This is a genomic window from Anaerosacchariphilus polymeriproducens (assembly GCF_003363435.1).
In the GTDB taxonomy this organism is placed as follows: Bacteria; Bacillota; Clostridia; order Lachnospirales; family Lachnospiraceae; genus Anaerosacchariphilus; species Anaerosacchariphilus polymeriproducens.
Genome location: NZ_QRCT01000012.1, coordinates 107640 through 131416, shown reverse-complemented (window position 1 = coordinate 131416; position 23777 = coordinate 107640). Strand labels below are relative to the sequence as shown.

The window sequence follows — 23777 nt, the reverse complement described above, 5'->3', positions numbered from 1 at the left end:
TGAATTAGTAAAGTTTTCATAAAATGTTATAAGAAATTTAAAAACTTTATTGTATAGTAGTAATATTTCATTCGTAATTAAATTAAAAAATAAGTATTTCTTTTTATTTAATACAATGAAAAAATTAAAAGAAAGGAGTGATAAAAAATGAAATCTAACGATGTAATCTTACTATTCTCTGGAGGAATTGACTGCAGCCTTGCCGCCTGCTTGTTAATTGAAGCCAAACACAAAGTTCACCTGATTCATTATACCAACGGGACCGGTATTCCCAATTATCTGTACCGGGTCAGATATAATGAATTAAAAGCAGTACTTGGCGAAGATAATATTACTCTAAGTGAGCTTAATATCCCCGGTTTATTCAGAAAACTTTCTTTAGCCAATATTGAAGAAGACTTTAATAAATATCATAATAACATGATATGCCTCGGCTGTAGAATGAGTATGCATGTTGAAACCATTATTTATGCGTTGAAAAATAATATTCATATGGTCGCGGACGGTAGTATTCATTATCAAAGCCATTTTCCAGAGCAAAGCAGTATAGCGCTAACCTTGTTTAGAAAGTTATATGAACAGTATGAAATCGATTATATGAACCCTGTACTGGAAATTAAAGAAAAGAACAATGTTAAATATAAACTTTTAGATTATGGCATTTCCATTCAGTCTATGGAAGATACCTGCTTATTTAATAATACATTTTCAGAATCTTCCGATGAAAATATAGAAAAATACATTAATGAACGTATTACCTATTGTAAAACCTATATTGATCGGAAATTAAATTTTGCATATAACAATTCTATCTAAAACATGAAAGGAGATCATAATATGTTTTCAATTTACAAAGTTGGCGGTATCATATTAAATTCAAAAAAATTATTAGTGGTCAGAAAAAAGACATTAGACAACCGATCTGAATTTATAATTCCTGGAGGAAAAAGCGAAAAAGGAGAAAATGATGAAGATACCTTAAAAAGAGAATTAAAAGAAGAATTAAATGTAAATCTATTAGACATGAATTATTTTGATTCTTATAGTGACATTGCAGTCTTTGAAAACATTCCGATTTCTATGAACGTTTATACGTGTGATATAGACGGCAGTATTATTCCAATGAACGAAATAAAAGAATACATATGGATTGATAGAAACTATGAACAAAATAATATTCAATTGGGAAGCATCCTATCAAAATATATTGTACCAAAACTTATTATTTTAAATTTAATGTAGTAGGAGGTGAATAAGATTAAATTCATAGATATTTTCGGATATTTTGCTTCTATATTAGTAGCCATTTCATTTCTAATGAAATCAATGAAGACCCTTAGATTTGTAAATATTATTGGTTCTATCTGTTTTGTTATTTACAGTATTATCATTCATGCTTATCCTGTTGCTTTCATTAATCTATTTGTGATAAGCATAAACATTCATTATCTTTGGCAAAACAAAAATAGTAATAAAGAGAACCAGGAAACCCCATAAATTATGCATTTACACTCTAGCACAAACGCTATATTAATAATATATTCCTCTTGCGCGTTATGTGCCTTTGAACTTATTTATTAATTAAAAAAACCTCCAAACGAAACGTTTGAAGGTTTCAATAAAACTATTAATTATTCATTTACATATTTTAATACATTAAAAGGTGGTACTTCTGTCACTCTCATCATAGTCGGTTCTAATACTTCGAACAATAAGATTTCTGTCACTAATAATATCTTTCCACCTAATAAGTGTCCCGTATATCCCTTTAATGAATCCAATCGAGTTCCCACTGTTACATGCACATGAGGTGTTACAACCCCTTTTCTTTCATCATAAGCAAGAGTACCGCAGCCTAAAGCTTCTACACGTTCAAGTTCAACTTGCCCGAATATAGGGTTATCAGGATCTTCTAAATTTTCCCACGTACCTACCAATTTTATTTCACTGAATCCTCCAACAAAGGAAGGAATATAAGCCTGTTTAATATTATTTTCTTTAAAAAACTTAGTAAGAGATTCCATAAAATCTTCCCCATCTTCAAAAGTCACTCCAAACACTCTTCCCAATTTCATTTCTGATGATAACATAACAATTTCCTCCTAATTTTTCTATTTACAAATTTCAAACATCCTAGTAAGTGCTTTTCCAGCATTCTCTCTATATTCCTCTGAAATATCTATTTGAGTTTTTAATTCCCCTTCTCCATTGATATAATCTTCAATGGATTGCAAACTTTCAGCAATATCCTGATAGTCGGTAATCTTCATATCCAGACAAACTAAATCGGTTCTAAAAGAAACAATATTTTTATCTGAATATTCATAAGCAGCTCGTTTCACCCAGGTGTCAACAGTTCCTACTCCCCAGCTCGACCCGGATGGAGCCTCCTTCAGTATTTGATAAATATCACCAACAAATCCTGTATAATCACACTGTTCCAAGATCTCAGGAGCGCACTCTTTATGTCCTATAATTTTAATATCCTTATTTTGATCTTTTAACTTCTTAATATCATCAACCTTATAATGTGTATGTACATAGCATTCAACATTCCATGCATAAATTTTCTTATTAGCTGGAATTGTATCCAAATCTGTATCTTTCTTAATTACAAAAATTTCATCTTCCGGAAGATTTAATGCCGTAATAATATTAAAGGCATCATTCGCCGGGATAAAAAAGATAGACTTATTTTCTTTTAAATAATGCTCTATTACTTTTAAAGCATTCGCCGGTGTACACGTAGTTCCGTTATTTTCCCCGCAGTAACTTCTTATTTTATAATGCGCCGCCACATAACCGATTGGAATAACTTCCTTTTCTGTACATCTTTCCTTAAGTAATGTATAAACCTTCTTAATATCATTTTCATCTATTATTTCTGCCAGAGGACAATCATTTTTAATATTAGCCTGAATCACCTTTTTGTCTGGCGCAAAAATACATGCAATATCTGAAAAGAATCTCCATCCTGTAAAAACCAAAAATTCTGCTTTGGTATTTTTAACTGCATCTACTAATTCATATGCATCCCCAATAATATCAGAAAACTCTAAAAGATCATCAAATTGTCCCTTATAGCCAACAATACGAACCCTTTCACCAAGTTCCTTCTTTTTTTTTAAAATAAAATCAGTTAACTCTGATTTTGTCATTGAAGAGAAATCCTTCACCCAATCAACTCCTTTCAGCTCTTTAAAGATAATTAGGGTGCATTTAACACCCTAATTAATCATTTAGAAGTTAACAACTTCATCAACTACATTCATAATACTATTTACTTCAAACATCGTCTCAATTGCCTTTTTAGCATTAATACGATATTTGGTAGGAACCTTCAATTGATATTTCAATTCTCCTACTCCATTCTCGTAGTCAATAATTGATTGTAAACTTTCAGCTACATGATGCAGATCAGTAACTACCATATCCTTGCAAACCAAATCAGGACGAATAGCAATTATATTTTTGTCTTCATATGTATTTGCCATTCTGACAATATAGTTATTGGTCGTTGCAATTCCCCAATAGGATCCTGCTGGAGAATCTTTTATTAAATCATGCATACCGTCTGTAAAGGATGAATAATCACATTCCTCAATAACCTCTGGAAGACATTCTAAATGTGAAATGGTTTTAATACCTTTATCCTTATACTGTTCTTTTACTCTATCAATATCTTCTTTTGTAAAAGCAGAATGAACGTAACAGCCAACATTCCAAACATACATTTTCTTATCTCCCGGAATGCTGTCTAATGGTGTATTTTCATCTAAGATGAAAACATCCGAATCCGGTATTTTCAATGCCTTTATTGCATTGAAAGCAATATTGTTCATCGGCGTAAAGAAAATAGCTTTATTTCTTTCAAGATAATATTCAATAAGTTTTATCGAATTTGAAGCTGTACAGACAGTTCCATCATTTTCACCGCAAAAACTCTTTAGTTGATAACTAGCTGTGAAATAGCCCATGGGTAATGGCTCTCTACTTTTGCATTTCTTTTTGATCTCTGCAAATGCAGCTCTTGTAGCATTTTCATCTATTGTATAAGTCAACGGACAATTAGCCTGCATATTTGCCTGAATGATTGTCTTTTCGGGAACCAAAATACATGCTGCCTCCGTAAAAAATCTAGCTGCTGTAAAAAGCAGGTATTTTGTCTTTGATTCCATTGTTGCATTAGTTAATTTTGAAGAATCTCCAACCACATCTGCAAATGGTATTAAATCATCCGCTGTAAAGTTATGAGCTAAAATTGTAACCTTATCTCCTAATTCCTCCTTTCTTTTTTGAATAAAGTTGATTAGTTCCTTTCTTGGCATTGTTGCAAAATCTTTTTGCATTATACATACCCCCTTAAGAAGTTTTTTATGCTTCCGCATAAATGAATGTTGCGAAAAATTTATCTGCCCTCTTTTTCGCTTGTTACAAGATGTATGAAGATTACTAGCTTCATGTATATTTATAACACAAATACATGCATCCAACATGTATCTACAGATACTAGCACAACAATTTTACAGATTGTTCATTCTTTATTCATTATTTCTTACTAATCGACAGAATTCGATTTTAGTTATTATGTTTTGAAAAACATTCACGTAACATTTCATTCATTTTCAGAGAATGATAAATGGGCGATTTACAAGAAATTATAATCAATTTCAATAAACAAATAGATAAAAGCTATTTTATCTTAATAAAATCTCAATAATTCTATTTCTTTTTTATATTTCATTCTCATTTAAATTATGCTATAATATGCCAAAATAAAACAAAAGAGGGAACCTCGGTAATATTTCATAAATCATTAAGATTACGAATGAGAAAGGCTAGATGATGGATAATATGGATATTATTTTAGATACTTTATCAGTCTGTCCTATCTTCTTTGGACTAAACAGAGAAAGTATATCAACAATTTTAGAGCAAATTGAATACAAAACAAAACGATATGAGAAAAACGACATCGTATATCATGCTAATGAATACTCTCTTTATATGTGCATTATCATATCGGGGTATGTTGAGGTTAAAAAAATTTTGACTTCCGGAAATACTGTTAGTGTTTTTCACAGAAACAAAGGAGAATTATTTGGTGGAGCAATTGTTTTTTCCAGTGTTTCATCCTATCCGTATGATGTAATTGCAAAAGAAAAAAGCGAAATTCTTTTTATCCACAAATATTCCATTTTAGAGTCCTTATGTAAGGAACCTCTAATCGTTTCGAATATATTGAATCTTTTTTCAAATAGAGTTTTAGAATACGAAAAAAGACTTGAATTATATTCGTATTCTTCTATTATGAAGAAAATAGCATTTTCACTTTTATATGAGTTTACAATTAAAAACGATACTGTCATTCTTCCTTTTTCCAAAAAAACCTGGGCTGAACATTTAAATGTCTCCCGACCATCTTTATGTAGAGAGTTGAAAATTCTATGTGATAAAAATATTCTAAAAGTAAATGATAGAACCATTATCATTATAAAAAAAGACGTGCTTGAAAATTTATTATGAAAAATAAAAAACACCCCGGCAACCAAGGCAGTAAATTTACCTCGTTGACCGGAATGTTCTATTATACTAATTTAAAAAATCTAAATCGCATCGATTCCCCGTTCCCCAGAGCGAATACGAATACAGTCAATAACTTCTGTAATAAAAATCTTTCCATCACCCATTTCACCTGTTTGTGAACTTTCCATAATAATTCCTATAATTTCTTCCACTCTATCATCCGAGACTACTATTTTAAATTCAACTTTAGGCAACGTATTCATAATGACTTCTGAACCTCTATGATATTCTGTCCACCCGAATTGATTTCCACATCCAAAAACCTGATTTATGGTAATTCCATTTATTTTAGCTTTTAACAAAGCATCTTTCAACGGCTCTAATTGTTCGGGACGTACAATTGCTTCAATTTTTTTCATATAATTCCTCCAACTAATCCAAACCTGTAAATGCAGGATATGCAGTTTCACTATGTATAGCAACATCCAATCCCTGTGCTTCTTCTTCAGCAGAAACCCTGATACCTCCAAAAGCTTTTAAGATAGAAACAATAATAAATGTAGCTGCTACTGCAATTACTATCGTAATACCAATACTGATCAACTGTGCAACAAAAAGTTTCATTTCTCCATAAATGAGTCCATTAGAAGAAACAAGTGGATTCACATCCTTGTTTGCAAATATTCCTGTTGCTATTCCACCCCAAACACCACCAATACCATGGCATCCAAATGCATCTAGCGCATCATCATATTTAAATAAATGTTTCACTTTTGACATAAAGAAATAGCAAATTGGGCTAACAAGCGCCCCTATAATAATGGCAGACCATATTGGAACAAATCCAGCTCCCGGTGTAATTGCGACCAAACCAACAACTGCTCCTGTAGCTGCACCTAATGCAGTTGTTTTTTTATGCATGATCTGCTCTATCAACATCCAAGACAATAATGCTGATGCTCCTGATAAATTTGTAGTCAAAAATGCATGGACTGCTATACCATCTGCAGCCAAAGCACTTCCTGCATTAAAACCGAACCACCCGAACCATAATATTCCTGCACCTAATACGACAAACGGAATATTGTGCGGTTTGTAAGAAGTCAATCCAAATTCTCGACGTTTCCCAAGTAAAATGCAGGCAATCAGTCCTGTCACACCTGAGCTGATATGTACTACGTTACCACCTGCAAAATCAAGTGCTCCCAACTCTTTTAAAAATCCTCCGGTTCCCCACACCATATGAGCTAACGGATAATATACAACCAATGACCATAGTGCAATAAATATAACTAATTTCGAAAATTTCATTCTACCAATTAAAGATCCACAAATAAGAGCCGGTGTTATAATTGCAAACATCATTTGATATGCAGCAAAAAGGTTTTCCGGAATCGTAGAAGAATACTCGGGATTGATTCCAGCCACCCCATTAAAAAATAAATGGTTCAACCCTCCTATAATTCCTGCATGATTTGTACCAAACGACAAAGAATATCCAATAATAATCCACATAAGCGAAGCTAATCCACATATAAAAAAACAGGATAACAATGTATTAAGTGCGTTTTTCCTTCTTACCATACCTGTATAAAAAAATGCCAGTCCAGGTGTCATAAAGAATACTAAGGCAGAACAAATTAATATAAATGCACAATCTCCTGAATTAATGCTCATCACAATCCATCCTTTTCAATTAATTTTTATAATATACGATACCTTGCAAAGTACTTTGTCCCATAAGAATGTCTTATGAAACAAAAAAAGCGATTTGCATTAAAATGCAAATCGCCATCGATTACGCTAACATGTTAACATCTTATATCATAAATTGTCAATACCCTGCTTGTATTTTTTTAAGGAAAATTTAAACAATCCGTAAATGAAACAATAGAGTTTTTTATCTCATTAATCAATAAAATTTATTTATCTATCTAAATTATAAGAATTCAATATATGTATTGTCAAGAAACTTAAAATTTCAAAAAAACCATTCTAACCATTCAACCTATTTCATATAATTCAATGACAAAACAAATATTTCTAAAGAAGATTATATCTCTTTTAAGAAACTCCCTATGGAAGAAGTAAAATTTTAATTATATCTTAATGTTAGTTTTTTGGGTTGTTCCTTTTTACTTTATTACTTATAATGATAATAAGGTAGTCATACTGCATGGGTGATTTCCACTTCCGAAAGGTGGTGGGGCCGAATGAATACATATGAAGAATTAATGGTAATCCAAGGTGTTGCTATGTTAATAGTATCGATTCTTATATATGTAAATTCAAAGGATAACGGTAAAAAAAAATAATCACCCTAGCCTCCAAGCCTCAGGTGATTATTTTACACTCATAAAAATGGAGTCACTTATGTAACGTGGCTACCTTTTATGATTATATAATAATCTGAATTCTAACGAAAGTCAATCATCTATTATACTTTATTCGTTTGAAATCTTTCAAATACCAATGAAACCCTTACTTCTTCACAAATTACTTTATAATTATGCAGAAGAATCTGATGTTTGTCAAATTATTTCTTGACAAATGTAATATTATTTCGAACGATTAAATAAAAAAGCACAGTTAAATAATTCCTTCTAAATGTATGCTCACTTAAATAAATAAAGTACCACAAAATAAAATAAATTGATTTTTTAATTACTAAATGTTAAAATGAAATTGAAATAAATACAGGTGTGTCTAGACGTCTAAATTATTTAGATTGTATGATAGAAAACTGCCGGAAAGAAACAGGAATCTCAACCTGTTTGTTTTCGGTTTTTTATTTTGCAATAGATAAGTATAATCACCTCACAGAGCAAAGGAATTTAACATGTATATTATGATTGATAATTATGATTCATTTGTCTATAACTTGGCTGCTTATTTTAGTGAGCTAGGAGAAAACATTCAAGTTATTCGAAATGATAACATAAAAATTGAAAAATTAGAAGAATTAATCACCTCAAAGCAAATAAAAGGAATTATTATCTCACCCGGTCCTAAACGCCCAAAAGACTGCCAATCTTCTATACACATTGTGAAAAATATTGCTGGTAGAATTCCTATACTAGGGGTCTGCCTCGGACACCAAATAATCGCACATGTATTTGGTGGACATATCTCAAAAGGAGAACGGCCAATGCACGGAAAAGTAACGCTTCTTAAAAATTCCGGTAAAAATTTATTTAAAAACTTAGTTTCTGACTATAGTGTCACACGTTATCATTCATTAATTGTATCTAACGAGAATCTCCCATCATCATTAGAAGTGGATGCATATGATATGAATGGAACAATTATGGCTATTTCGCATAAAAAATATCCTGTTTATGGAGTGCAGTTTCATCCAGAAGCAATTCTTACTGAATATGGGCATGAACTTATTAAAAACTTTTGTGACATTTGTAATAATTGGAATTCGAGGAGCCAACTATGAAAACAAAAATAGTAGAAATCAAAACTATAAAATCGTTAGCAGAAATTTTTAATGATTATCATCAAGAAGCAGACGCTGTTTTCTTAGATTCCTCTTTACAAAATGAATATGGCAAATTTTCAATCGTTGGACTATTACCATATTTAAAAGCGGAAGAAGTAAATGGAAAATTATATTTAAACAATTTAGAACAAAAAGAAAGTTTTACTCAATGGCTTAAAAAGTATTTAAAAAAGAATATAGAAATAAATCGTACAGAACTACCACTCATATCCGGAGGAATCGGATATTTTACGTATGATTTTGGAAGAAAGACTGTTGGCGTTAAAAGCAGGCATTCTTCTTCTATTCTCAATATACCGGACGCCCGTCTTATTTTCTATAGCCTTTTACTAATTGAAGACAACGAGAAAAAGTGCATATACGCTGCTGTACGTAATGAAAAAGGAGCTGATAAATTAACTGAAATCTTATCCAATATCTCAAAATATTCTAAGCCTGTTTGCCAGTTTACCCAGAAAAGTGAGATTTCTTCTTCCAGAACAAAGACACAAATTCAATTTAATTTTAAAAAAAGTAAATATATTGATGCAATCCGCTCGATTATCGATTATATTATAGAAGGGGATATTTATATTACCAATATGACCCAACAGGTAATAATAAAAAGTTCCAAGCATCCTTATAACCTCTTTCAAACTCTTAGAAAAGAGAATCCATCTCCGTTTGGAAGTTATCTGAATTATCAAGACTTCCAAGTTGTGAGTGCCTCTCCGGAACGTTTTTTGAAAGTCAGAAATCAAAAAATTGAAACACGGCCTATAAAAGGTACTCGGAAACGTGGCAAGACACAAGCGGAGGATATCAGTCTCCGAAAAGAACTAGAGTGTTCTGAAAAAGATAAAAGTGAGCTTCTTATGATTGTTGATCTGGAACGCAATGACTTAAATCGTATTTGTAAACCTAATACTGTCAAAGTAACAGAACTTTACAAAATTGAAGCTTACGCCACAGTCTTTCACCTTGTTTCTACGATTCAAGGAATTCTGCGAAAAAATACAGATTTCGTTGACATTTTGAATGCTGCCTTTCCAGGAGGCTCTATAACAGGAGCTCCCAAATATAGAGCTATGGAAGTTATTGATGAGTTGGAAAAGTCACAAAGAGGGCTTTATACAGGAAGCATAGGTTATGTTACTTTTGATGGCGCTTGTGATTTGAATATTGTAATTCGTACTGCATTACACCATAATGGAGTATATCATCTGGGAGTTGGCGGCGGTATTACCTACGAATCAGATCTTACGTTTGAATATGAAGAAACTTTACAGAAGGCAAAAGCCTTCTTAAACGCAATGGAAGAAGAATGAAAGGATTACCCAATATGAATAACTTTAATATAGATAATGGATTTTATTTTGGTATCGGCGTATATGAAACGATATCTGTAATAAACGGAAAATTAATAATGGCTGACAGGCATTGGAACCGTATGGAAAAAGGAATCAAAAAACTAGGGTTTAAACCTCCTTTTTCAAGTTTTGAAACTGTAATTGAAAAAGCTGACATCTATCTGAAAAAGAACTTTAAAGAAAAAGCCGCATTAAAAGTTGTGGTCTCTCCAAAGAATTTCCTTTTTAAATTGCGTAATATTCCTTACACACCAGATCAATACCAAAAAGGATTCTCCCTAAATATTAGTACAGTACAAAAAAACGAGACCTCTATTTTCACTTACATCAAATCTTTAAATAACGGAGATAACTGGATCGAAAAGCAAACCTCGATCAAAAAAGGATTTGACGAACCTGTTTTTTTGAATTCAAAAGGTATGCTTACAGAAGGTGCTACTACAAACCTGTTTTTCGTCAAAGACAAAAAACTGTATACTCCTTCTATTGAATGTGGTCTTTTGCCTGGAACCATAAGAGATTATCTTCTCGAAAAATATGGCGCCAGAGAACTTGTGATATTTCCTGAAGATATTAAAAAATACGATGAGATGTTTATAACCAATTCACTTATGGGGATCATGCCTGTTTCCAAAATAAATAAATTTGTATTTTCTGAAAGAGAAATGACCCAGCTAATAATGAAAGATTTTGCTTCAAGATATTTTTAACATATAAATTGAGAGAGTCACAATTCATTATATGATATCATTTATAAATTGTGCCTTTCTCATTATCCTTATTTTTAATAACTACAATCCGAACATTTCCCTACAAATCAATTTTCCTGATTCTGTTTGAAAAATATTTGAATAGGCTTTTTTTATTCCTGCCTCTTCTATCTTATCTTCAAATAAATTTACAAGAAAATCTGCTTCTACCAAAATCTGATAATCAAGGCCGTCTATGTTCGAGTAAGTATGATGATGTCCTACCAAATAGCACACTCTCTCAACCAAATGGTTCTCATATCCCAGTTCCAGTAATATTTTCTCAGCAATAGCAGGTCCCTCTTGTTCCTGCAGTTTTCCATTACAGGACCCATATTTTTCCTCAGCAGCTTTAATACCGATATCATGAACAATCGCAGCAATCTCTAAAATATTTTGTTTTTCTATATCTAATCCTTCCATCTCACCAAGCAGCTTCACAAAGCTATGTACTTTAATAAAATGCTGGATTCTTTTTGGATCCCCAGAGTAGTAGTGAATCATTTTATTTAATAATTCATTATGCACTCAAAATCACTCCCTTTTTTTCTTCCAAAATAAACCGCATGAATATTATATCATACGGTTTAGCTGCTACCTATATTTATTTTCAAGTTTTTCAAAATTATTCAAGTATTATTATTAAATTCTATGAATTTTTATAATATCAATTTTAAAATACTACCACTAACAACATTTTAAATCGTTCTTGTCCAAATACTGCATGAGGTTTTTGAGCAGGCATTACAATACTTTGACCTTCTTTCAATATATTCTCAGTCCCATCGATTGTAATTTTCCCTACACCATCTAGACATAGCACAAAGGCATCTCCATTCGACTCATGTGTACTGATTTCTTCCTCTTTATCAAAAGCAAACAATGTAACACTTACCTTTTCGTTTTGAATCAACGTTTTACTTACTACTTGATTATCCATATAGGAAACTTGCTCTTTAAGCATCAATACTTCTGCCTTTGAAATATTTTTCATTATCTCTTTCATAACTTTTTCCTTTCTTTCAATTGTTTGATTTTTAATTTTCTCTGATTTTACCATCACATGTTATTGTCACTACCTGCCAAGGTATCATTTTTCCACTATCTTTCAATGCTTGTATCGCAGCATTTTGAATGCCTCCACAGCAAGGAACTTCCATTCTAACAATCTTGACACTTTTGATATCATTATTTTTGATAATCTCTGTCAGTTTTTCTGAATAATCTCCTTCATCCAATTTGGGACAGCCAATTACAGTTACATGATTTCTAATAAAATCTTTATGGAAATTTGCGTAAGCATACGCGGTACAATCTGCTGCAATTAGTAAATTTGCATTATCGAAATAAGGGGCATTCACTGGTACTAACTTTATTTGTACCGGCCATTGCATCAATTCACTTTCTATATTATTATTCTGCTCTGATTTCTCGGCAGCTATTATACTATTTTGTTTTTTTTGCAGTGATTTCGCCATAGAACCTGGACATCCTCCGGTATGGCAGTTTCCAGCCATCTGTTCTTTCATCATTTTCTTCTTCGCTTCTTGATTTTTTAAAACTGCTTCTTCATCATAAGCTAAAGCTTCACGCTGTTCAAATGTAATTGCCCCTGTAGGACATGCCGGAAGACAATTTCCAAGTCCGTCACAGTAATCATCCCGAATTAATTTTGCTTTTCCATCTATCATAGCAATAGCGCCTTCATGACAAGCTGCTGCACATGCACCACATCCATTACATTTGTCTTCATCAATTTTAATAATTTGTCTTATCATAATTATCTACTCCTTCTTCTTTCAAATTGTTTTCTTCGATGAAGTAATCATAGCAGATAATTTTTTAAATATCGGTAACGCATGTTACCATTTTATATTTTGCCATTCCTCTTTTGTAATACATGTAATATGTTCTGTTCTAATATCATTGGTAAGAGACCACTCTATATCCTTCTCTGTATGATCATATTGGAATCCACATTTTTCTTGAACGCGTTTAGACTTTTCATTCCCATCAAAGTAACCACACCAGATTTTTTTTAAATTAAGATCGTCAAAACTATGTCTCATTAGTTCACGAACCGCTTCTGGGATTAACCCCTGTCCCCAATACGGAACCCCAATCCAATATCCAATTTCGCCTTCATCCGCACCATTCGTTTTATTACTTTTTTCACCAATTAAAATTCCTATACTCCCAATTGGCGAATCTTCGCCTTTTAATACAACTGCATAGGTCTCCTCCGCTGATAAAATATCTCTGATTATCTGACGACTATTTTCTACATCCGTATGGACCGGCCATCCTGCAGCTGGTCCAACCTCCGGACATTTCGCATATTTAAATAACGCTTCTGCTTCATCCTCTTTCCATGGACGTAAAACTAATCTGTTCGTATTTAATATCATTCTTAACATTCTCCTATTTCTTTACAGTTAATCCTCTATATAAGTATCTGCAAATTCAGCCAAATTTTCTTTTGTAATTAAAGCTACCGGTATTATTATTTTTTTAGTAACCGGATACCCTTCTAAATATGCGTAAGCTGTTTCTGCAGCCGTCATCCCCATTTCTATTGGTAACTGGGTTGTAGTTGCAATCATTTTCCCTTCTTTTACCATATTCTTTATCAATGGTGCACCGTCTATTCCATATACGATTACGTCCTTTTCTTTCCCAATATCCCTTAGTCCTGCAATCGCTCCCAATACAGCAATGTCAAATGTAGGTACTACAACATTAATGTCAGGATTTTCCTTAATCGCATCTTTAATAATGTTTCTTACATATTCATAATCTTGTTTCCCTAAATTTTTGATTATAACTTCATATTCTGTTTTTTCTTTTAATCTATCTATGATTCTTATGACTCTATCATGTGTTGTACTGATATATGGATAGTCTAAAATTAGAATCTTGGCAGAATCCATTCTGCTCATAATATCATCTGCTATTAGCTCACCTAATTTATTATTATCCGAGGTTATAGTACTTACTGCTAAGGTTTCATCTTTTAAAGGCAAATCTACGATAAAAACTGGAATACCAGCTTCGTTTGCAGCTTTTATAGCTGGTTCTACTTTCTCAGAATAAACAGGGGCCACAAAGATACCATCTACTCCCCTTTCAATCATTTCTTCAATTTGTTTATTCTGAACTTCTTGATCTACATCGGCATCAAAAGGAATTATAGTATCTCCATTTTCATCAACAATTCTTTTGATACCATAATATATATTCGTGAAAAAAGGATTTATCAAACGTCGAAACGTTCCTCCAAATACATAAGACTCTTTTGGATTTTGGTCGATAATATTCTCTTCAAGTGCATTCATGCGCCAAGTCCCTTAATTTCATTTTTATTATTATATTCAAATTGTTTATATTATCTTCTATGTTTCATAATATTTCCTCAATAAATCTGCCTACTTAATTTATCTTTAATAAAGTAATCAAAAAGTGCTTCAAATCAGATAACACATCATCTTTGAAGCACCTTCTTATAAAATATCACGTTAAACATTCTTACCAACAACTATTTTAAAATACGCGGATGAGGGAAATAACTAACCAAAGCCTTTCCAATAATATCATCCAGCTTTACAAATTTATTGTTCCAATATCTGGCGTCAAATGAATTATTACGATTATCTCCCATCATAAAATAACTTTTATCTGGTATTTTATAGGGACCAAAGTCATCATAACTCTTTTCATCTGTATAGTTAGCTTTTAACAATTCTCCATTAATGTAAATATCTCCGTTTTTACCTTCTATTGTTTCTCCCGGCAAGCCAATAACTCGTTTCAAATATGGTGTTTTCCCATCATCCGGAAAAATAAAGGAGACTATATCTCCTCTATGAGGTTCTTCAAATTTATACGCCAACCGATTAATTATGATTCTGTCCCCTGTCATAACTGTCGTTTCCATTGATCCTGTCGGTACCTGAGCATTAGCAATAATACATGTATTTAATATAAAAACAATTAAAAATGTACCAACAATAATTTTTGCATAGCTTAAAATTTCTTTAAACAGTTCTTTTCTATTTACTTTTATATCCATATTTTCCTCCATAATTAAACTGGTACGTATCTTTATAATGGTAGTCTAATAACAACTTGATGTACTTAAACATTAATTTATGTTACTATAACATATATCTTTGACTAATTTATGGATATATTCTTAAATATTTATAAATAGAGACCTTAATTATAATAGTTTATCTAATTCCGTATTTTTAAAGATTGTACCTAACGGAACATCTTTTAAAGAAATTTTATCCACACCAAGACATGTTTTAGCCGCATCTGTCAACACCCTTATATCGTATTGGCTTGGAAATACAGGATCTACTTCCTTATCAAGATTCATTAATTGATAAACCGCCATCATGCCACCACGTACGGAGTATTCTACCGTGAAGACACAATCATTAGGAATCTCAGCGAATTGACCCAAAAATCCAAAGTTAACACTGCCTTCCGGTACCACTTCCGGCCGGTCTCCTTTGATACGAGGCATAAATTGAGAAGTAATATATGGCATGATAGATGGTATGACATTTACCGTGTGCTCAAGTATTTCATCCTTTTTATCTATCAATCCCATATGGTACAAAAGTTCTTCGAACATTTCTCTACCTGTACACTCAGAAATAGATTTATCCACATAATCACCCGGTACATCAAGATTTAACGCGTAAGCCCAAAGTACTTTTACATTATCCGGTTGATTTATAAAGTGCGGCTGTTTTGGAACTACCCAGCTCATAAACCATTTCGAATCCTTAATGGTAACAAGACCTCCCATGCCCGGTAAATCACCTGATAAATCGTATAAATGGGGAAATACTATTTCATCATCCTTTAGAGTAATTGTAAAAGACAACCATTTGGTTTTGTCAATATCACTGCAAAAGACTTCTGGACGTCCAAAATCAGATGATTTCTTAGCAAGCTTTTGCCAAACGCTGAAACATCCTTTATTCTCTGAACGATCTAATATTGCCGGATGCTCGAGATCTCCTTTTGTTGTATTTTCTGTCATAGAGCCATTCGTAAATAATACAATATCTGTTTCTTTTACGTTAATAACTTGTGTTTGACCGTCTTTCAAATATTGAACCGCTGTTGCAGTCTTTTTATTCTCTTTAAAGTCAAATTCAATATCCGTCACTTCACATCCCGGTTCAAAATTGACCCCCTGCTCTTTCAACCATGTAATTAAAGGTAAAATCAGTGAATCATATTGATTATACTCGGTATGTAAGATACCTTTTAGGCAATTCATACCACCAAGAAGATGCATAAAACGTTCCATATACCGTTTCACTTCAACGACACTGTGCCATGGCTCAAAAGCAAACATTGATGCCCAGAAATACCAGAAATTAGTCTCAAAGAAACTGGAATCAAAAAATTCTTCAATCGTCATCGCACCTAAAACCTCTTCTTTTAAAAGATGCAGTTTAGAAAGAGATAATGCATTCGCAGTAGATAAACCCAGAGATGAAAAATCTAATTTTTCTCCTTGCCTGTGAACCAAACGACAATGAGATTCGATAGGTTCCTCTATGTTTAATTGTCTAAATTCATCAAGTACACTCACTGTTTTATCCTTTAAAGACGGAATAAAGCTAAATAGTTCCATAAAACATTCAAAATGTTCTTCAATTTCACGTCCACCGCGGGCAGTATAACCAGTTTCAGCCAAACCGGCCCCATCCATAGATCCTCCAAACACATCCAATTGTTCCAAGATATGTATATTCTCTCCCGGCATATGTGCATCTCTAATCAAGAATGCTGCCGCTGATAAAGAAGCAATTCCTCCTCCGAGGAGATATGCCTGACGTTCTTTAATATTGTCTGGAGTTTTCGGATTAATTTTTTGATAATTGTACATAGAAATCGTCCTTTCTTAAATAATTATATTCCTATGCAAACTTTATCAAATTTAGAAAAGTCTATCAATGAACAGTTCTTGCATATGTGCAAAAATGACACACTCAGCTACAAATGTGTCATTCAATCTCATTTCTTTTAAAAAGTGCGACCAGATTTCCCTCAAGCATTCTATCCACACGATTGGCAAAGACTTGTGGAGATTCTTTCAAGTCTGTCTTTAACCATGACATAAATAAACCAACAAAAGCATTGGCATAAAAATCAGATGCTTCTTCTTTAAAGGAATCCGTTACATGTATATTCTGCTGAATCTCTCCCATTACACCGAGCAAAACGTGGGAAAATACACTATATAAAAATTCTTCTAAATGCTCTCTTCCAAGAGAGCGATATGTATTTAAACACAATTTCTTGTTCTTCAGAGTGTATTCTAAAACTCTTAGAATTCCATCTTTCCATTTGTCGTAATGGCAATAATCATCTAAATCCTCTATAATTTCATTTTTATAAATCCACCCTAGTAAGTCATAAATATCTATAAAATGATTATAAAAAGTATGGCGAGAAATATGACACCCCTCCGTAATATCCACAATACGGATCTTATTGATAGGTGTTGTTAACATCAGATTTTTTAATACTTCTGCCATTCCAAGTTTTGTCAAATAGGTAGATGCCATAATCGAATCCTCGTATTATAAAGTAGTAGTGTTTATAGTCCCTCTCCAAGGACTGTATGCTATACTTTTGAAGACACTGTGGATTGGTTCACGCGTCCTACCACTTGATGGTTTTAGAAAGGCTCCAACCACAGTCTCTTTGTATATTTGTTAATTAGTTAGATACCGCATGACGGTTTATTTAGAACGAGGTACAATCGCAAGGAGTACCAGGGGTTCCAAACAGTGTTAATACATTTTCAAAGGAGAATTATATGATTTACAGAATTGTTGTTTAAAGATAAGCATAATTGCTTTATTACGAACTCAGATGGTAAAATTCTTTTTAAATCATTTACCATTCCAAACAATCGAGATGGTTTTGATGAGCTTTATCAGAAAATCAAGTCCGTTACAGATGATTTAACCAAAGTAAAAGTAGGCCTCGAAGCCACTGGACACTACAGTTATAACACCTTGGGATATCTTCTTTATAAAGGCCTGACCACCTTTGTTATCAACCCGTTACATACCAATCTTTACAGTAAAAGTCTAAGCCTTAGAAAGACGAAAACGGATAAAGTTGATGCCCATACGATCGCTACAATGCTCATGTCTGAGGCGAACTTAAAGTCCTACTCAGACACATCTTATCATAATGAAGAGTTGAAGTCACTAACTCGTTATCGCTTTGATAAAGTAAAAGAGCGTGCAAAGCTCATTCTCATGCTGCAAAAAAACTTGTCAGAGTAATCTATCAACTTGAAAGATTAGGGCAGATTTTTATGAAAGCGTCTTAGGTATCAATATATAAAGATCTCCTTTTTGAGTATCTGGAATGATGCTCTATTTATCATGCAGTTTTCAAAGTTCAAAAATTAGTTTCTAGTTTCTTATCTATCTGAAATGCAATTCTGCAATTCATTCAATAAATATCACTTTAGCACTTGACATTTAATAGTTAGTCTTTCTATAATTAATATTTATTATATTTAGAAAAACAGCCAGCATATTTACATAAGCTAACTGTTACTAAAAATAATTTACTATTATTATTAATAAATTCTATCAACTATAAATTTATTCCTGTTGTAAGAAAATATTTAATTAATCTTTTTTATAATATCATGTAATACTTTAACATATTTCTATTTAAAATTCTACAAATATATTCTAAATAAAAAAGTAAAAACTTCTCTTTTTTCCATATAAAAAACCTATAAGACTCCATCAAAGGCAAACTAATTATCGTCAGTCATCTTGTGACTGACGATAAAAATTAGTTAAATATGTAATCTTAAATTTATGGTGTATAACGTCCTTTAACAGTACCTACACCTGAACCAAAACCTTCACAATATGCTTCAAAATTTTTTCCTGGATACGCATAAATTCCATATTCATATCCTAATTTCATCTTATTCTTGTAATTTTGTTTCGTAAAAGTCCAACATCCCGTATCAGCACTGTTACCTAATCCACGTACTCCAACTGCAATTTTAGATCTATTACCACTAAATGATGTTGCTGTTACATATGCTATTTGTTCATGATCCGCTTTTTGTGCACAACCGTCTGATTTTTGTTGTCCATATTTTACAGTAAATGAAAACTGTTTAGTTTCTGCATGTACTAAATTAGTACTTCCCAAAATCATCAAACCTAATAACAACGCTATTCCTTTTTTCCCTCTTTTAATCATTTTTCTACCTCTTCCTCTAAAATCTTTGATTAACCCGTTACGTAAATTAAATTTTTTTGATACCCCCTCCTTTTAAATATAAATTAATTTATATTAAAATTTATAAATAACTAACTTAATTTTAAAATATTTCCATTATCCATTTCAAATACTGTATCGCACAATACATTTATATCTTCTTGGTTATGACTGGCAAGCAAGATTGTATAACCTTTCTTTTTTAAATCTAACAATAAATTTCGGACTTCATTAACTCCACTTTTATCAAGACCATTCATTGGTTCATCAAGAATTAAAATATCTTGATTTTCCATAATTGCTTGTGCAATCCCTAATCTCTGTCTCATACCCATAGAGTATTTACCAACCTTTTTTTTCTCAGAACCTTCTAACCCTACTGTTTGTATCGCTTTTAATATTTCAGATTTTGATATTTTATTTTGCAATGTAGCTAACAATTCCAGATTTCGATATCCACTATAATTATTTAAAAATCCAGGCGATTCTATGATTACTCCTAAATTTCTAGGAATATCAATATCCTTTCCAACTTCCTGATTTCTTACAAATATTTTTCCTGAAGTTGATTTCAAAAATCCACATATACACTTAAATAGAACTGTTTTTCCAGAACCATTTCTTCCAACAATACCACATATCTCACCTTGCTTTATTTCTATAGACACATCATTTAATACTATTTGTTCTTTGAATTGCTTTGTTACATTTTCTACTGAAATTATCTCCCTTTTCACAATAATACTCCTTCCAAACCAGACTATACATTCTGTATATCCAAATCTCGCTTATTTACTCCATTAACACAAAGTATTACAAGAATAATTATCATTATAACAAGTATGCCTATTACTTTATCTACTGAAAGCTCATTTCCAAAGGCTGTTTTTGATATCAAATTTAAACTCATCCAGGAAACCGGCGAAAAATATTTTACAATCGGTGGTAAAAACGCCACTCTTGTTGTGATAAGTATGAATCCCATAGCTATTGATATACTCACTGCTTTATTAATATAAATATTGATAAAAAACAGCAGTAATCCCAAAAACAAACTAACTAAAACTCCTAATATAAAAACGATCAAAACTGCTTCTACCGGTGTATAATCCACAATTATTTTATATGGAAAAGCAAGGTATATCTCTGCAGTTACTACTGCATCTGTTTGAGAAAGAGTATTCCAGATTTTACCCCAATTGTTCTCTAAGACTATGTTTGGTAACAGCATAATAATACTCATCATATAAATTATGATAAAATATATAATACTTGCTAGGAATAAATATATAACTTGACCACATGCCCATACCTTTTTCCCACATCTTACGGCAATAAATAATTGAGTTTTATCGAAAAAAGGAGCATCGCAAAATAGTACTACAATTCCCAGCATCATTAGCATAAGCAAGAACTGATCTGAAAAGAAAAATGGAAAAATAAATGGTGTGGCTTTCACATTTACCATTTTAATAAAATTATCAACCGGCCATACTTTAGAATGCATAAATATGAACATACTTATTAATACAGCATATGTTTTAGGATGACTTGTCCATTGTTTCATTTGATAAAGGGAAATTCTAAACATATTTTTTATCTCACTCATTCGCAACTCTCCTCTTCACCTTCCAGTACATCAGCACACCAAATACTATATGATAAAATAAGAACACCAATAATGCACGTAAAATGAAATGTCCTATGCTTATATTATCTGTAAAACAAGCCATAAACACTTGTTCAAAATCAAATATTGCTGGTAATTTTAAAGTATCAATAAACAAAAAAATTTGAAGGTAATATATAACTAAAGGGATACATAATACAATAAACTCATTTGGAATAAAAGTAGATAAGCTTAATGCTACAACTGACATTGTACAACAACACATACCATCTAAAATACACTGTATTAATATAACCAAAAACGAATGTTCTGGAAGTAAAAAGTCAAAGCAACTTGCGCTTTTTATATTATCAACCATCATGCTCGAAGAAGTAGTTAGTGGTAAATCTTTCATCATTATTAAAACAAATAATAATGTACCTACTACATATATCAACATTGTTACAATGCTGCATACTATAATTTTTGATATAACATATTTTTTTACTGATGTTCTTATTACAATGGGACGAATTGCATAATGTTTAAAATCTTCACAAAAGCTAGTCCCATATCCAACATTACTTATTATAATTGCTAAAAGCGTAGTTATGGTTAAACCTTTGGTATAAACAAACAAGTAAAATAAATCTTCTGGTTGAGAAAATCTTTTACCGTTAATAATCCACAACAACATAATACCAAATAAGGCAAAAATAACTTTATACGAAAATATTGCCCTCTTCATATCCATCTGTATATTACGAACCATAATAGCCTCCATATCTTATAGTATTTCTTTTCCAGTCTCTGCATTAATTAACACATTTTCTGAATAAGGTTCTATTTCCGGATCTTCCACCTTTGTAGTAATTTGAAATTTCCATGCAGGAACTATGATTGCCTTACCACCATTTGTATCTTGATTAATTGTTTTCATACAAAGTTCAATATTAGTAATACTAATTTTATCTTCAGAGATAACAGCATCATACTTTTGTTTAATTTTCTCTATAGCATCTTCAACTGTAATTAAATTAATCTCATTTTCTTTTTCTGTAATATCATAATAATCCATTATAGTAATCTTTTGTATCCCACCCTTATTATACATAACTAACATATTTTGATTTGGCGAATTTGCAAATACTTCGTCCCCTACTATCAAAATATCATTATAAATCCGTTGTATTCTAAAATAATAAAGATTATCATCTTCTGTCCATTGTGCTTTTTTCTCTTCTTTTTTCTCTTCTCCAAAAGCATTCTTAACATCTTCCTGCTCTTCCATTATGCGATAATCCATCACATAACATACATATCTATCACTTACTTCTATATTTAATTTATTTAACGTACTTTTTACTTTGTTAAATGCATCAGCTTGTGACATAAACGCCAGATTCTTATCTTTTAAATATAAATCTGCATTATAATCGTCATATTGGGGGTCTGACTTTATTGTATTCAACACATTCATTGCATAATCCGAACTCCATTCTATATATCCAGGTTCTATGTAAAAATACTTGTTATTTCCTAACAGCTGCTGAATCTTCTCTTTTTGAGATGGAAAATCATGTGGTTTCACCTCTAAGGCCTGTACAGTTCCATCTTTTGCAGATTCAGGTATAGTCACTTTTGCATTTACTGTAATATAATCGGTTAAATTTTTATTTATTTCACTTGGACATTCAAATTTACTTCCTTCATTCATTTTACTTTTGTTACAACCATAACAAAGTACGCTCATTATTAATATTATCATAGTTAATAATATAACTTTTTTCATTATTTACCTCACGATATCACAATATATAGTGGTAAAAACTATATTATTGTTATTTACCACTATATTTAATTACAATGTTTATTTATGGTGTATAACGACCTTCTATAGTTCCTGTTCCTGAGCCAAATCCTTCACAAAATACTTTATATCTAAGTCTCGGTGCAGCATACCTAGTATATTCTATTTTCTGCTTATTTTTATAATTTTGTTTTGTAAAAGTCCAAGCTACAGTTTCAACACTACTGTCCTTCTCTTGTTTTACTCCCACTGCTATATTAGTTCTACCTCCTTTAAATGAGGTTGCTGTAATATAAGCAAATTGTTCATTATCAGCCTTCTTTGCATAATAACCCGATTTTTCTATACGATTACTTACTGTAAATGAAAACTCCTTAGTTTCTGCATGTGCAATATTTGTACTTCCCAATATTGCCATACAAGTTAATAACGCTGCAATTTTTTTTCTTTTAATCATATTTACTCCTCATTTTCTTTTCTATTATTCATACTAACATTATTTAAACAATGCCACTATATATTAACATATGTATTTGTTATGGTCTACCATATTGTTCTTAAGAATTTATTAACCTTACTTAAGCACTTATAATTTGAATAGACGTTGCATAATAAAGTTGTAACACTTGGGGATAGTTTGATACAATAATTTAAATCAAAGGAGAAGTTACAATATGTCAAGTAATCGTTATGAGCCTGAGCTCAGAGAAAAAGTCTTACATCTCTATTTATAAGAAGGAAGAACAAAAAAGCCTTACCGAGGAATATAATCTTGGTCGCGGAACACTTACTTACTGATTAAATCAACATCTCAAAGAATGCCAAAACAATCCAAAACTTCAAGAAGAAAATGCTACATCAAAAGAAATTTTACACTTCCGAAAAGAGCTTTCATAAACAAAAAAAGAAAATGAATTCTAAAAAAAGCGGC

General features: G+C 31.8%; 27 protein-coding genes. 8 read left to right on the top strand and 19 right to left on the bottom strand.

Features of this window, described 5'->3' with window-relative positions:
* Positions 1 to 147: 147 nt before the first annotated feature.
* From DWV06_RS03455 to DWV06_RS19080, 3 genes are read left to right on the top strand one after another with little or no spacing between them, the layout of a single operon-like run.
* Positions 148 to 816: a hypothetical protein gene (locus DWV06_RS03455; RefSeq protein ID WP_115480764.1), complete on the top strand. Its 669-nt coding sequence runs from the start codon at positions 148 to 150 to the stop codon at positions 814 to 816.
* Positions 817 to 837: 21 nt separating this feature from the next.
* Positions 838 to 1242 carry an NUDIX hydrolase gene (locus DWV06_RS03450; RefSeq protein WP_162300562.1) on the top strand — a complete coding sequence of 135 codons (405 nt, stop codon included), beginning with the start codon at positions 838 to 840 and terminating at the stop codon, positions 1240 to 1242.
* A 6-nt stretch (positions 1243 to 1248) separates the two neighbouring features.
* Positions 1249 to 1497, top strand: a complete 249-nt coding sequence (locus tag DWV06_RS19080) for a YgjV family protein (protein WP_115480762.1) — start codon at positions 1249 to 1251, stop codon at positions 1495 to 1497.
* Between the two features lie 134 nt (positions 1498 to 1631).
* Here the strand turns inward: DWV06_RS19080 and DWV06_RS03440 are convergent, their stop codons facing one another.
* From DWV06_RS03440 to nadA (DWV06_RS03430), 3 genes are all read right to left on the bottom strand, one after another.
* Positions 1632 to 2090 (bottom strand): PCC domain-containing protein, encoded by a 459-nt coding sequence (locus DWV06_RS03440; RefSeq protein WP_115480761.1) that lies wholly within the window; start codon positions 2088 to 2090, stop codon positions 1632 to 1634.
* A 21-nt stretch (positions 2091 to 2111) separates the two neighbouring features.
* Positions 2112 to 3158 carry a quinolinate synthase NadA gene (gene nadA, locus DWV06_RS03435; RefSeq protein WP_147289831.1) on the bottom strand — a complete coding sequence of 349 codons (1047 nt, stop codon included), beginning with the start codon at positions 3156 to 3158 and terminating at the stop codon, positions 2112 to 2114.
* A gap of 81 nt (positions 3159 to 3239) precedes the next feature.
* On the bottom strand, positions 3240 to 4349 hold the full coding sequence (gene nadA, locus DWV06_RS03430) for a quinolinate synthase NadA (RefSeq protein WP_162300561.1): 1110 nt from the start codon (positions 4347 to 4349) through the stop codon (positions 3240 to 3242).
* 493 nt (positions 4350 to 4842) lie between these two features.
* Here nadA (DWV06_RS03430) and DWV06_RS03425 point away from each other — a divergent pair, with 493 nt between their 5' ends.
* The gene (locus DWV06_RS03425) at positions 4843 to 5526 is read left to right on the top strand and encodes a Crp/Fnr family transcriptional regulator (RefSeq protein ID WP_115480758.1); all 684 of its coding nucleotides are present in this window, start codon (positions 4843 to 4845) and stop codon (positions 5524 to 5526) included.
* Positions 5527 to 5606: 80 nt separating this feature from the next.
* Here the strand turns inward: DWV06_RS03425 and DWV06_RS03420 are convergent, their stop codons facing one another.
* Positions 5607 to 5945 carry a P-II family nitrogen regulator gene (locus tag DWV06_RS03420; RefSeq protein ID WP_115480757.1) on the bottom strand — a complete coding sequence of 113 codons (339 nt, stop codon included), beginning with the start codon at positions 5943 to 5945 and terminating at the stop codon, positions 5607 to 5609.
* A gap of 13 nt (positions 5946 to 5958) precedes the next feature.
* The gene (locus DWV06_RS03415) at positions 5959 to 7203 is read right to left on the bottom strand and encodes an ammonium transporter (RefSeq protein WP_115480756.1); all 1245 of its coding nucleotides are present in this window, start codon (positions 7201 to 7203) and stop codon (positions 5959 to 5961) included.
* 1162 nt (positions 7204 to 8365) lie between these two features.
* Here DWV06_RS03415 and DWV06_RS03410 point away from each other — a divergent pair.
* Genes DWV06_RS03410 through DWV06_RS03400 form a run of 3 tightly spaced genes read left to right on the top strand, consistent with a single transcriptional unit; the run spans position 8366 to position 11093 of the window.
* Positions 8366 to 8971: an anthranilate synthase component II gene (locus DWV06_RS03410; RefSeq protein WP_115480755.1), complete on the top strand. Its 606-nt coding sequence runs from the start codon at positions 8366 to 8368 to the stop codon at positions 8969 to 8971.
* A complete protein-coding gene (pabB, locus tag DWV06_RS03405) occupies positions 8968 to 10341 on the top strand; it encodes an aminodeoxychorismate synthase component I (RefSeq protein WP_115480754.1) in 1374 nt (457 codons plus the stop codon). Before DWV06_RS03410 ends, pabB begins: the two co-directional genes overlap by 4 nt.
* 14 nt (positions 10342 to 10355) lie before the next feature.
* Positions 10356 to 11093, top strand: coding sequence for an aminotransferase class IV (locus DWV06_RS03400; RefSeq protein ID WP_162300560.1), 738 nt, complete (start codon positions 10356 to 10358; stop codon positions 11091 to 11093).
* Between the two features lie 81 nt (positions 11094 to 11174).
* On the opposite strand, the gene DWV06_RS03395 is transcribed toward DWV06_RS03400, so the two are convergent.
* The 8 genes from DWV06_RS03395 to DWV06_RS03360 all read right to left on the bottom strand — a co-directional run bounded on the left by DWV06_RS03395 (position 11175) and on the right by DWV06_RS03360 (position 17728).
* The gene (locus DWV06_RS03395) at positions 11175 to 11636 is read right to left on the bottom strand and encodes an HD domain-containing protein (RefSeq protein WP_115480986.1); all 462 of its coding nucleotides are present in this window, start codon (positions 11634 to 11636) and stop codon (positions 11175 to 11177) included.
* A 169-nt stretch (positions 11637 to 11805) separates the two neighbouring features.
* Positions 11806 to 12138, bottom strand: coding sequence for a cupin domain-containing protein (locus DWV06_RS03390; protein ID WP_115480985.1), 333 nt, complete (start codon positions 12136 to 12138; stop codon positions 11806 to 11808).
* A gap of 31 nt (positions 12139 to 12169) precedes the next feature.
* Positions 12170 to 12910: an ATP-binding protein gene (locus DWV06_RS03385; protein WP_115480752.1), complete on the bottom strand. Its 741-nt coding sequence runs from the start codon at positions 12908 to 12910 to the stop codon at positions 12170 to 12172.
* Positions 12911 to 12994: 84 nt separating this feature from the next.
* The gene (locus DWV06_RS03380; protein ID WP_115480751.1) at positions 12995 to 13540 is read right to left on the bottom strand and encodes a GNAT family N-acetyltransferase; all 546 of its coding nucleotides are present in this window, start codon (positions 13538 to 13540) and stop codon (positions 12995 to 12997) included.
* A 27-nt stretch (positions 13541 to 13567) separates the two neighbouring features.
* Positions 13568 to 14467, bottom strand: a complete 900-nt coding sequence (locus DWV06_RS03375; protein WP_115480750.1) for a substrate-binding domain-containing protein — start codon at positions 14465 to 14467, stop codon at positions 13568 to 13570.
* A 200-nt stretch (positions 14468 to 14667) separates the two neighbouring features.
* On the bottom strand, positions 14668 to 15201 hold the full coding sequence (gene lepB / locus DWV06_RS03370; RefSeq protein ID WP_193725992.1) for a signal peptidase I: 534 nt from the start codon (positions 15199 to 15201) through the stop codon (positions 14668 to 14670).
* Positions 15202 to 15351: 150 nt separating this feature from the next.
* Positions 15352 to 17046: an oleate hydratase gene (locus DWV06_RS03365; protein WP_115480748.1), complete on the bottom strand. Its 1695-nt coding sequence runs from the start codon at positions 17044 to 17046 to the stop codon at positions 15352 to 15354.
* 118 nt (positions 17047 to 17164) lie between these two features.
* Positions 17165 to 17728 (bottom strand): TetR-like C-terminal domain-containing protein, encoded by a 564-nt coding sequence (locus tag DWV06_RS03360; protein WP_115480747.1) that lies wholly within the window; start codon positions 17726 to 17728, stop codon positions 17165 to 17167.
* Positions 17729 to 17995: 267 nt separating this feature from the next.
* On the opposite strand from DWV06_RS03360, the gene DWV06_RS03355 reads away from it, so the two are divergent.
* Positions 17996 to 18460 carry an IS110 family transposase gene (locus tag DWV06_RS03355; protein ID WP_331463282.1) on the top strand — a complete coding sequence of 155 codons (465 nt, stop codon included), beginning with the start codon at positions 17996 to 17998 and terminating at the stop codon, positions 18458 to 18460.
* A gap of 550 nt (positions 18461 to 19010) precedes the next feature.
* Here the strand turns inward: DWV06_RS03355 and DWV06_RS03350 are convergent.
* The 6 genes from DWV06_RS03350 to DWV06_RS03325 all read right to left on the bottom strand — a co-directional run bounded on the left by DWV06_RS03350 (position 19011) and on the right by DWV06_RS03325 (position 23303).
* Entirely contained in the window at positions 19011 to 19409 is a 399-nt protein-coding gene (locus DWV06_RS03350) for a hypothetical protein (RefSeq protein ID WP_115480746.1), read from the bottom strand.
* Positions 19410 to 19519: 110 nt separating this feature from the next.
* Positions 19520 to 20167, bottom strand: coding sequence for an ATP-binding cassette domain-containing protein (locus DWV06_RS03345; protein ID WP_456297932.1), 648 nt, complete (start codon positions 20165 to 20167; stop codon positions 19520 to 19522).
* Between the two features lie 20 nt (positions 20168 to 20187).
* Positions 20188 to 21036 (bottom strand): hypothetical protein, encoded by an 849-nt coding sequence (locus tag DWV06_RS03340; protein ID WP_115480744.1) that lies wholly within the window; start codon positions 21034 to 21036, stop codon positions 20188 to 20190.
* The gene (locus DWV06_RS03335) at positions 21029 to 21808 is read right to left on the bottom strand and encodes a hypothetical protein (protein WP_115480743.1); all 780 of its coding nucleotides are present in this window, start codon (positions 21806 to 21808) and stop codon (positions 21029 to 21031) included. The genes DWV06_RS03340 and DWV06_RS03335 overlap by 8 nt, the downstream gene beginning before the upstream one ends.
* A gap of 15 nt (positions 21809 to 21823) precedes the next feature.
* A complete protein-coding gene (locus DWV06_RS03330) occupies positions 21824 to 22828 on the bottom strand; it encodes a hypothetical protein (protein WP_115480742.1) in 1005 nt (334 codons plus the stop codon).
* An 82-nt stretch (positions 22829 to 22910) separates the two neighbouring features.
* A complete protein-coding gene (locus tag DWV06_RS03325; RefSeq protein ID WP_115480741.1) occupies positions 22911 to 23303 on the bottom strand; it encodes a hypothetical protein in 393 nt (130 codons plus the stop codon).
* Positions 23304 to 23777 lie beyond the last annotated feature (474 nt).

Bases quoted from the DNA above. Each gene is read 5' to 3' on its own strand.
- DWV06_RS03340 (WP_115480744.1), bottom strand. From the start codon at position 21,036: ATGAGTGAGATAAAAAATATGTTTAGAATTTCCCTTTATCAAATGAAA.
- DWV06_RS03330 (WP_115480742.1), bottom strand. From the start codon at position 22,828: ATGAAAAAAGTTATATTATTAACTATGATAATATTAATAATGAGCGTA.
- DWV06_RS03395 (WP_115480986.1), bottom strand. From the start codon at position 11,636: ATGATTCACTACTACTCTGGGGATCCAAAAAGAATCCAGCATTTTATT.
- DWV06_RS03365 (WP_115480748.1), bottom strand. From the start codon at position 17,046: ATGTACAATTATCAAAAAATTAATCCGAAAACTCCAGACAATATTAAA.
- DWV06_RS03385 (WP_115480752.1), bottom strand. From the start codon at position 12,910: ATGATAAGACAAATTATTAAAATTGATGAAGACAAATGTAATGGATGT.
- DWV06_RS03325 (WP_115480741.1), bottom strand. From the start codon at position 23,303: ATGATTAAAAGAAAAAAAATTGCAGCGTTATTAACTTGTATGGCAATA.
- lepB (WP_193725992.1), bottom strand. From the start codon at position 15,201: ATGGATATAAAAGTAAATAGAAAAGAACTGTTTAAAGAAATTTTAAGC.
- DWV06_RS03335 (WP_115480743.1), bottom strand. From the start codon at position 21,808: ATGGTTCGTAATATACAGATGGATATGAAGAGGGCAATATTTTCGTAT.
- DWV06_RS03415 (WP_115480756.1), bottom strand. From the start codon at position 7,203: ATGAGCATTAATTCAGGAGATTGTGCATTTATATTAATTTGTTCTGCC.
- nadA (WP_162300561.1), bottom strand. From the start codon at position 4,349: ATGCAAAAAGATTTTGCAACAATGCCAAGAAAGGAACTAATCAACTTT.
- DWV06_RS03440 (WP_115480761.1), bottom strand. From the start codon at position 2,090: ATGTTATCATCAGAAATGAAATTGGGAAGAGTGTTTGGAGTGACTTTT.
- DWV06_RS03380 (WP_115480751.1), bottom strand. From the start codon at position 13,540: ATGATATTAAATACGAACAGATTAGTTTTACGTCCATGGAAAGAGGAT.
- DWV06_RS03360 (WP_115480747.1), bottom strand. From the start codon at position 17,728: ATGGCATCTACCTATTTGACAAAACTTGGAATGGCAGAAGTATTAAAA.
- DWV06_RS03375 (WP_115480750.1), bottom strand. From the start codon at position 14,467: ATGAATGCACTTGAAGAGAATATTATCGACCAAAATCCAAAAGAGTCT.
- pabB (WP_115480754.1), top strand. From the start codon at position 8,968: ATGAAAACAAAAATAGTAGAAATCAAAACTATAAAATCGTTAGCAGAA.
- DWV06_RS03420 (WP_115480757.1), bottom strand. From the start codon at position 5,945: ATGAAAAAAATTGAAGCAATTGTACGTCCCGAACAATTAGAGCCGTTG.
- DWV06_RS03455 (WP_115480764.1), top strand. From the start codon at position 148: ATGAAATCTAACGATGTAATCTTACTATTCTCTGGAGGAATTGACTGC.
- DWV06_RS03410 (WP_115480755.1), top strand. From the start codon at position 8,366: ATGTATATTATGATTGATAATTATGATTCATTTGTCTATAACTTGGCT.
- nadA (WP_147289831.1), bottom strand. From the start codon at position 3,158: ATGACAAAATCAGAGTTAACTGATTTTATTTTAAAAAAAAAGAAGGAA.
- DWV06_RS03425 (WP_115480758.1), top strand. From the start codon at position 4,843: ATGATGGATAATATGGATATTATTTTAGATACTTTATCAGTCTGTCCT.
- DWV06_RS03450 (WP_162300562.1), top strand. From the start codon at position 838: ATGTTTTCAATTTACAAAGTTGGCGGTATCATATTAAATTCAAAAAAA.
- DWV06_RS03390 (WP_115480985.1), bottom strand. From the start codon at position 12,138: ATGAAAGAGATAATGAAAAATATTTCAAAGGCAGAAGTATTGATGCTT.
- DWV06_RS03400 (WP_162300560.1), top strand. From the start codon at position 10,356: ATGAATAACTTTAATATAGATAATGGATTTTATTTTGGTATCGGCGTA.
- DWV06_RS03350 (WP_115480746.1), bottom strand. From the start codon at position 19,409: ATGATTAAAAGAGGGAAAAAAGGAATAGCGTTGTTATTAGGTTTGATG.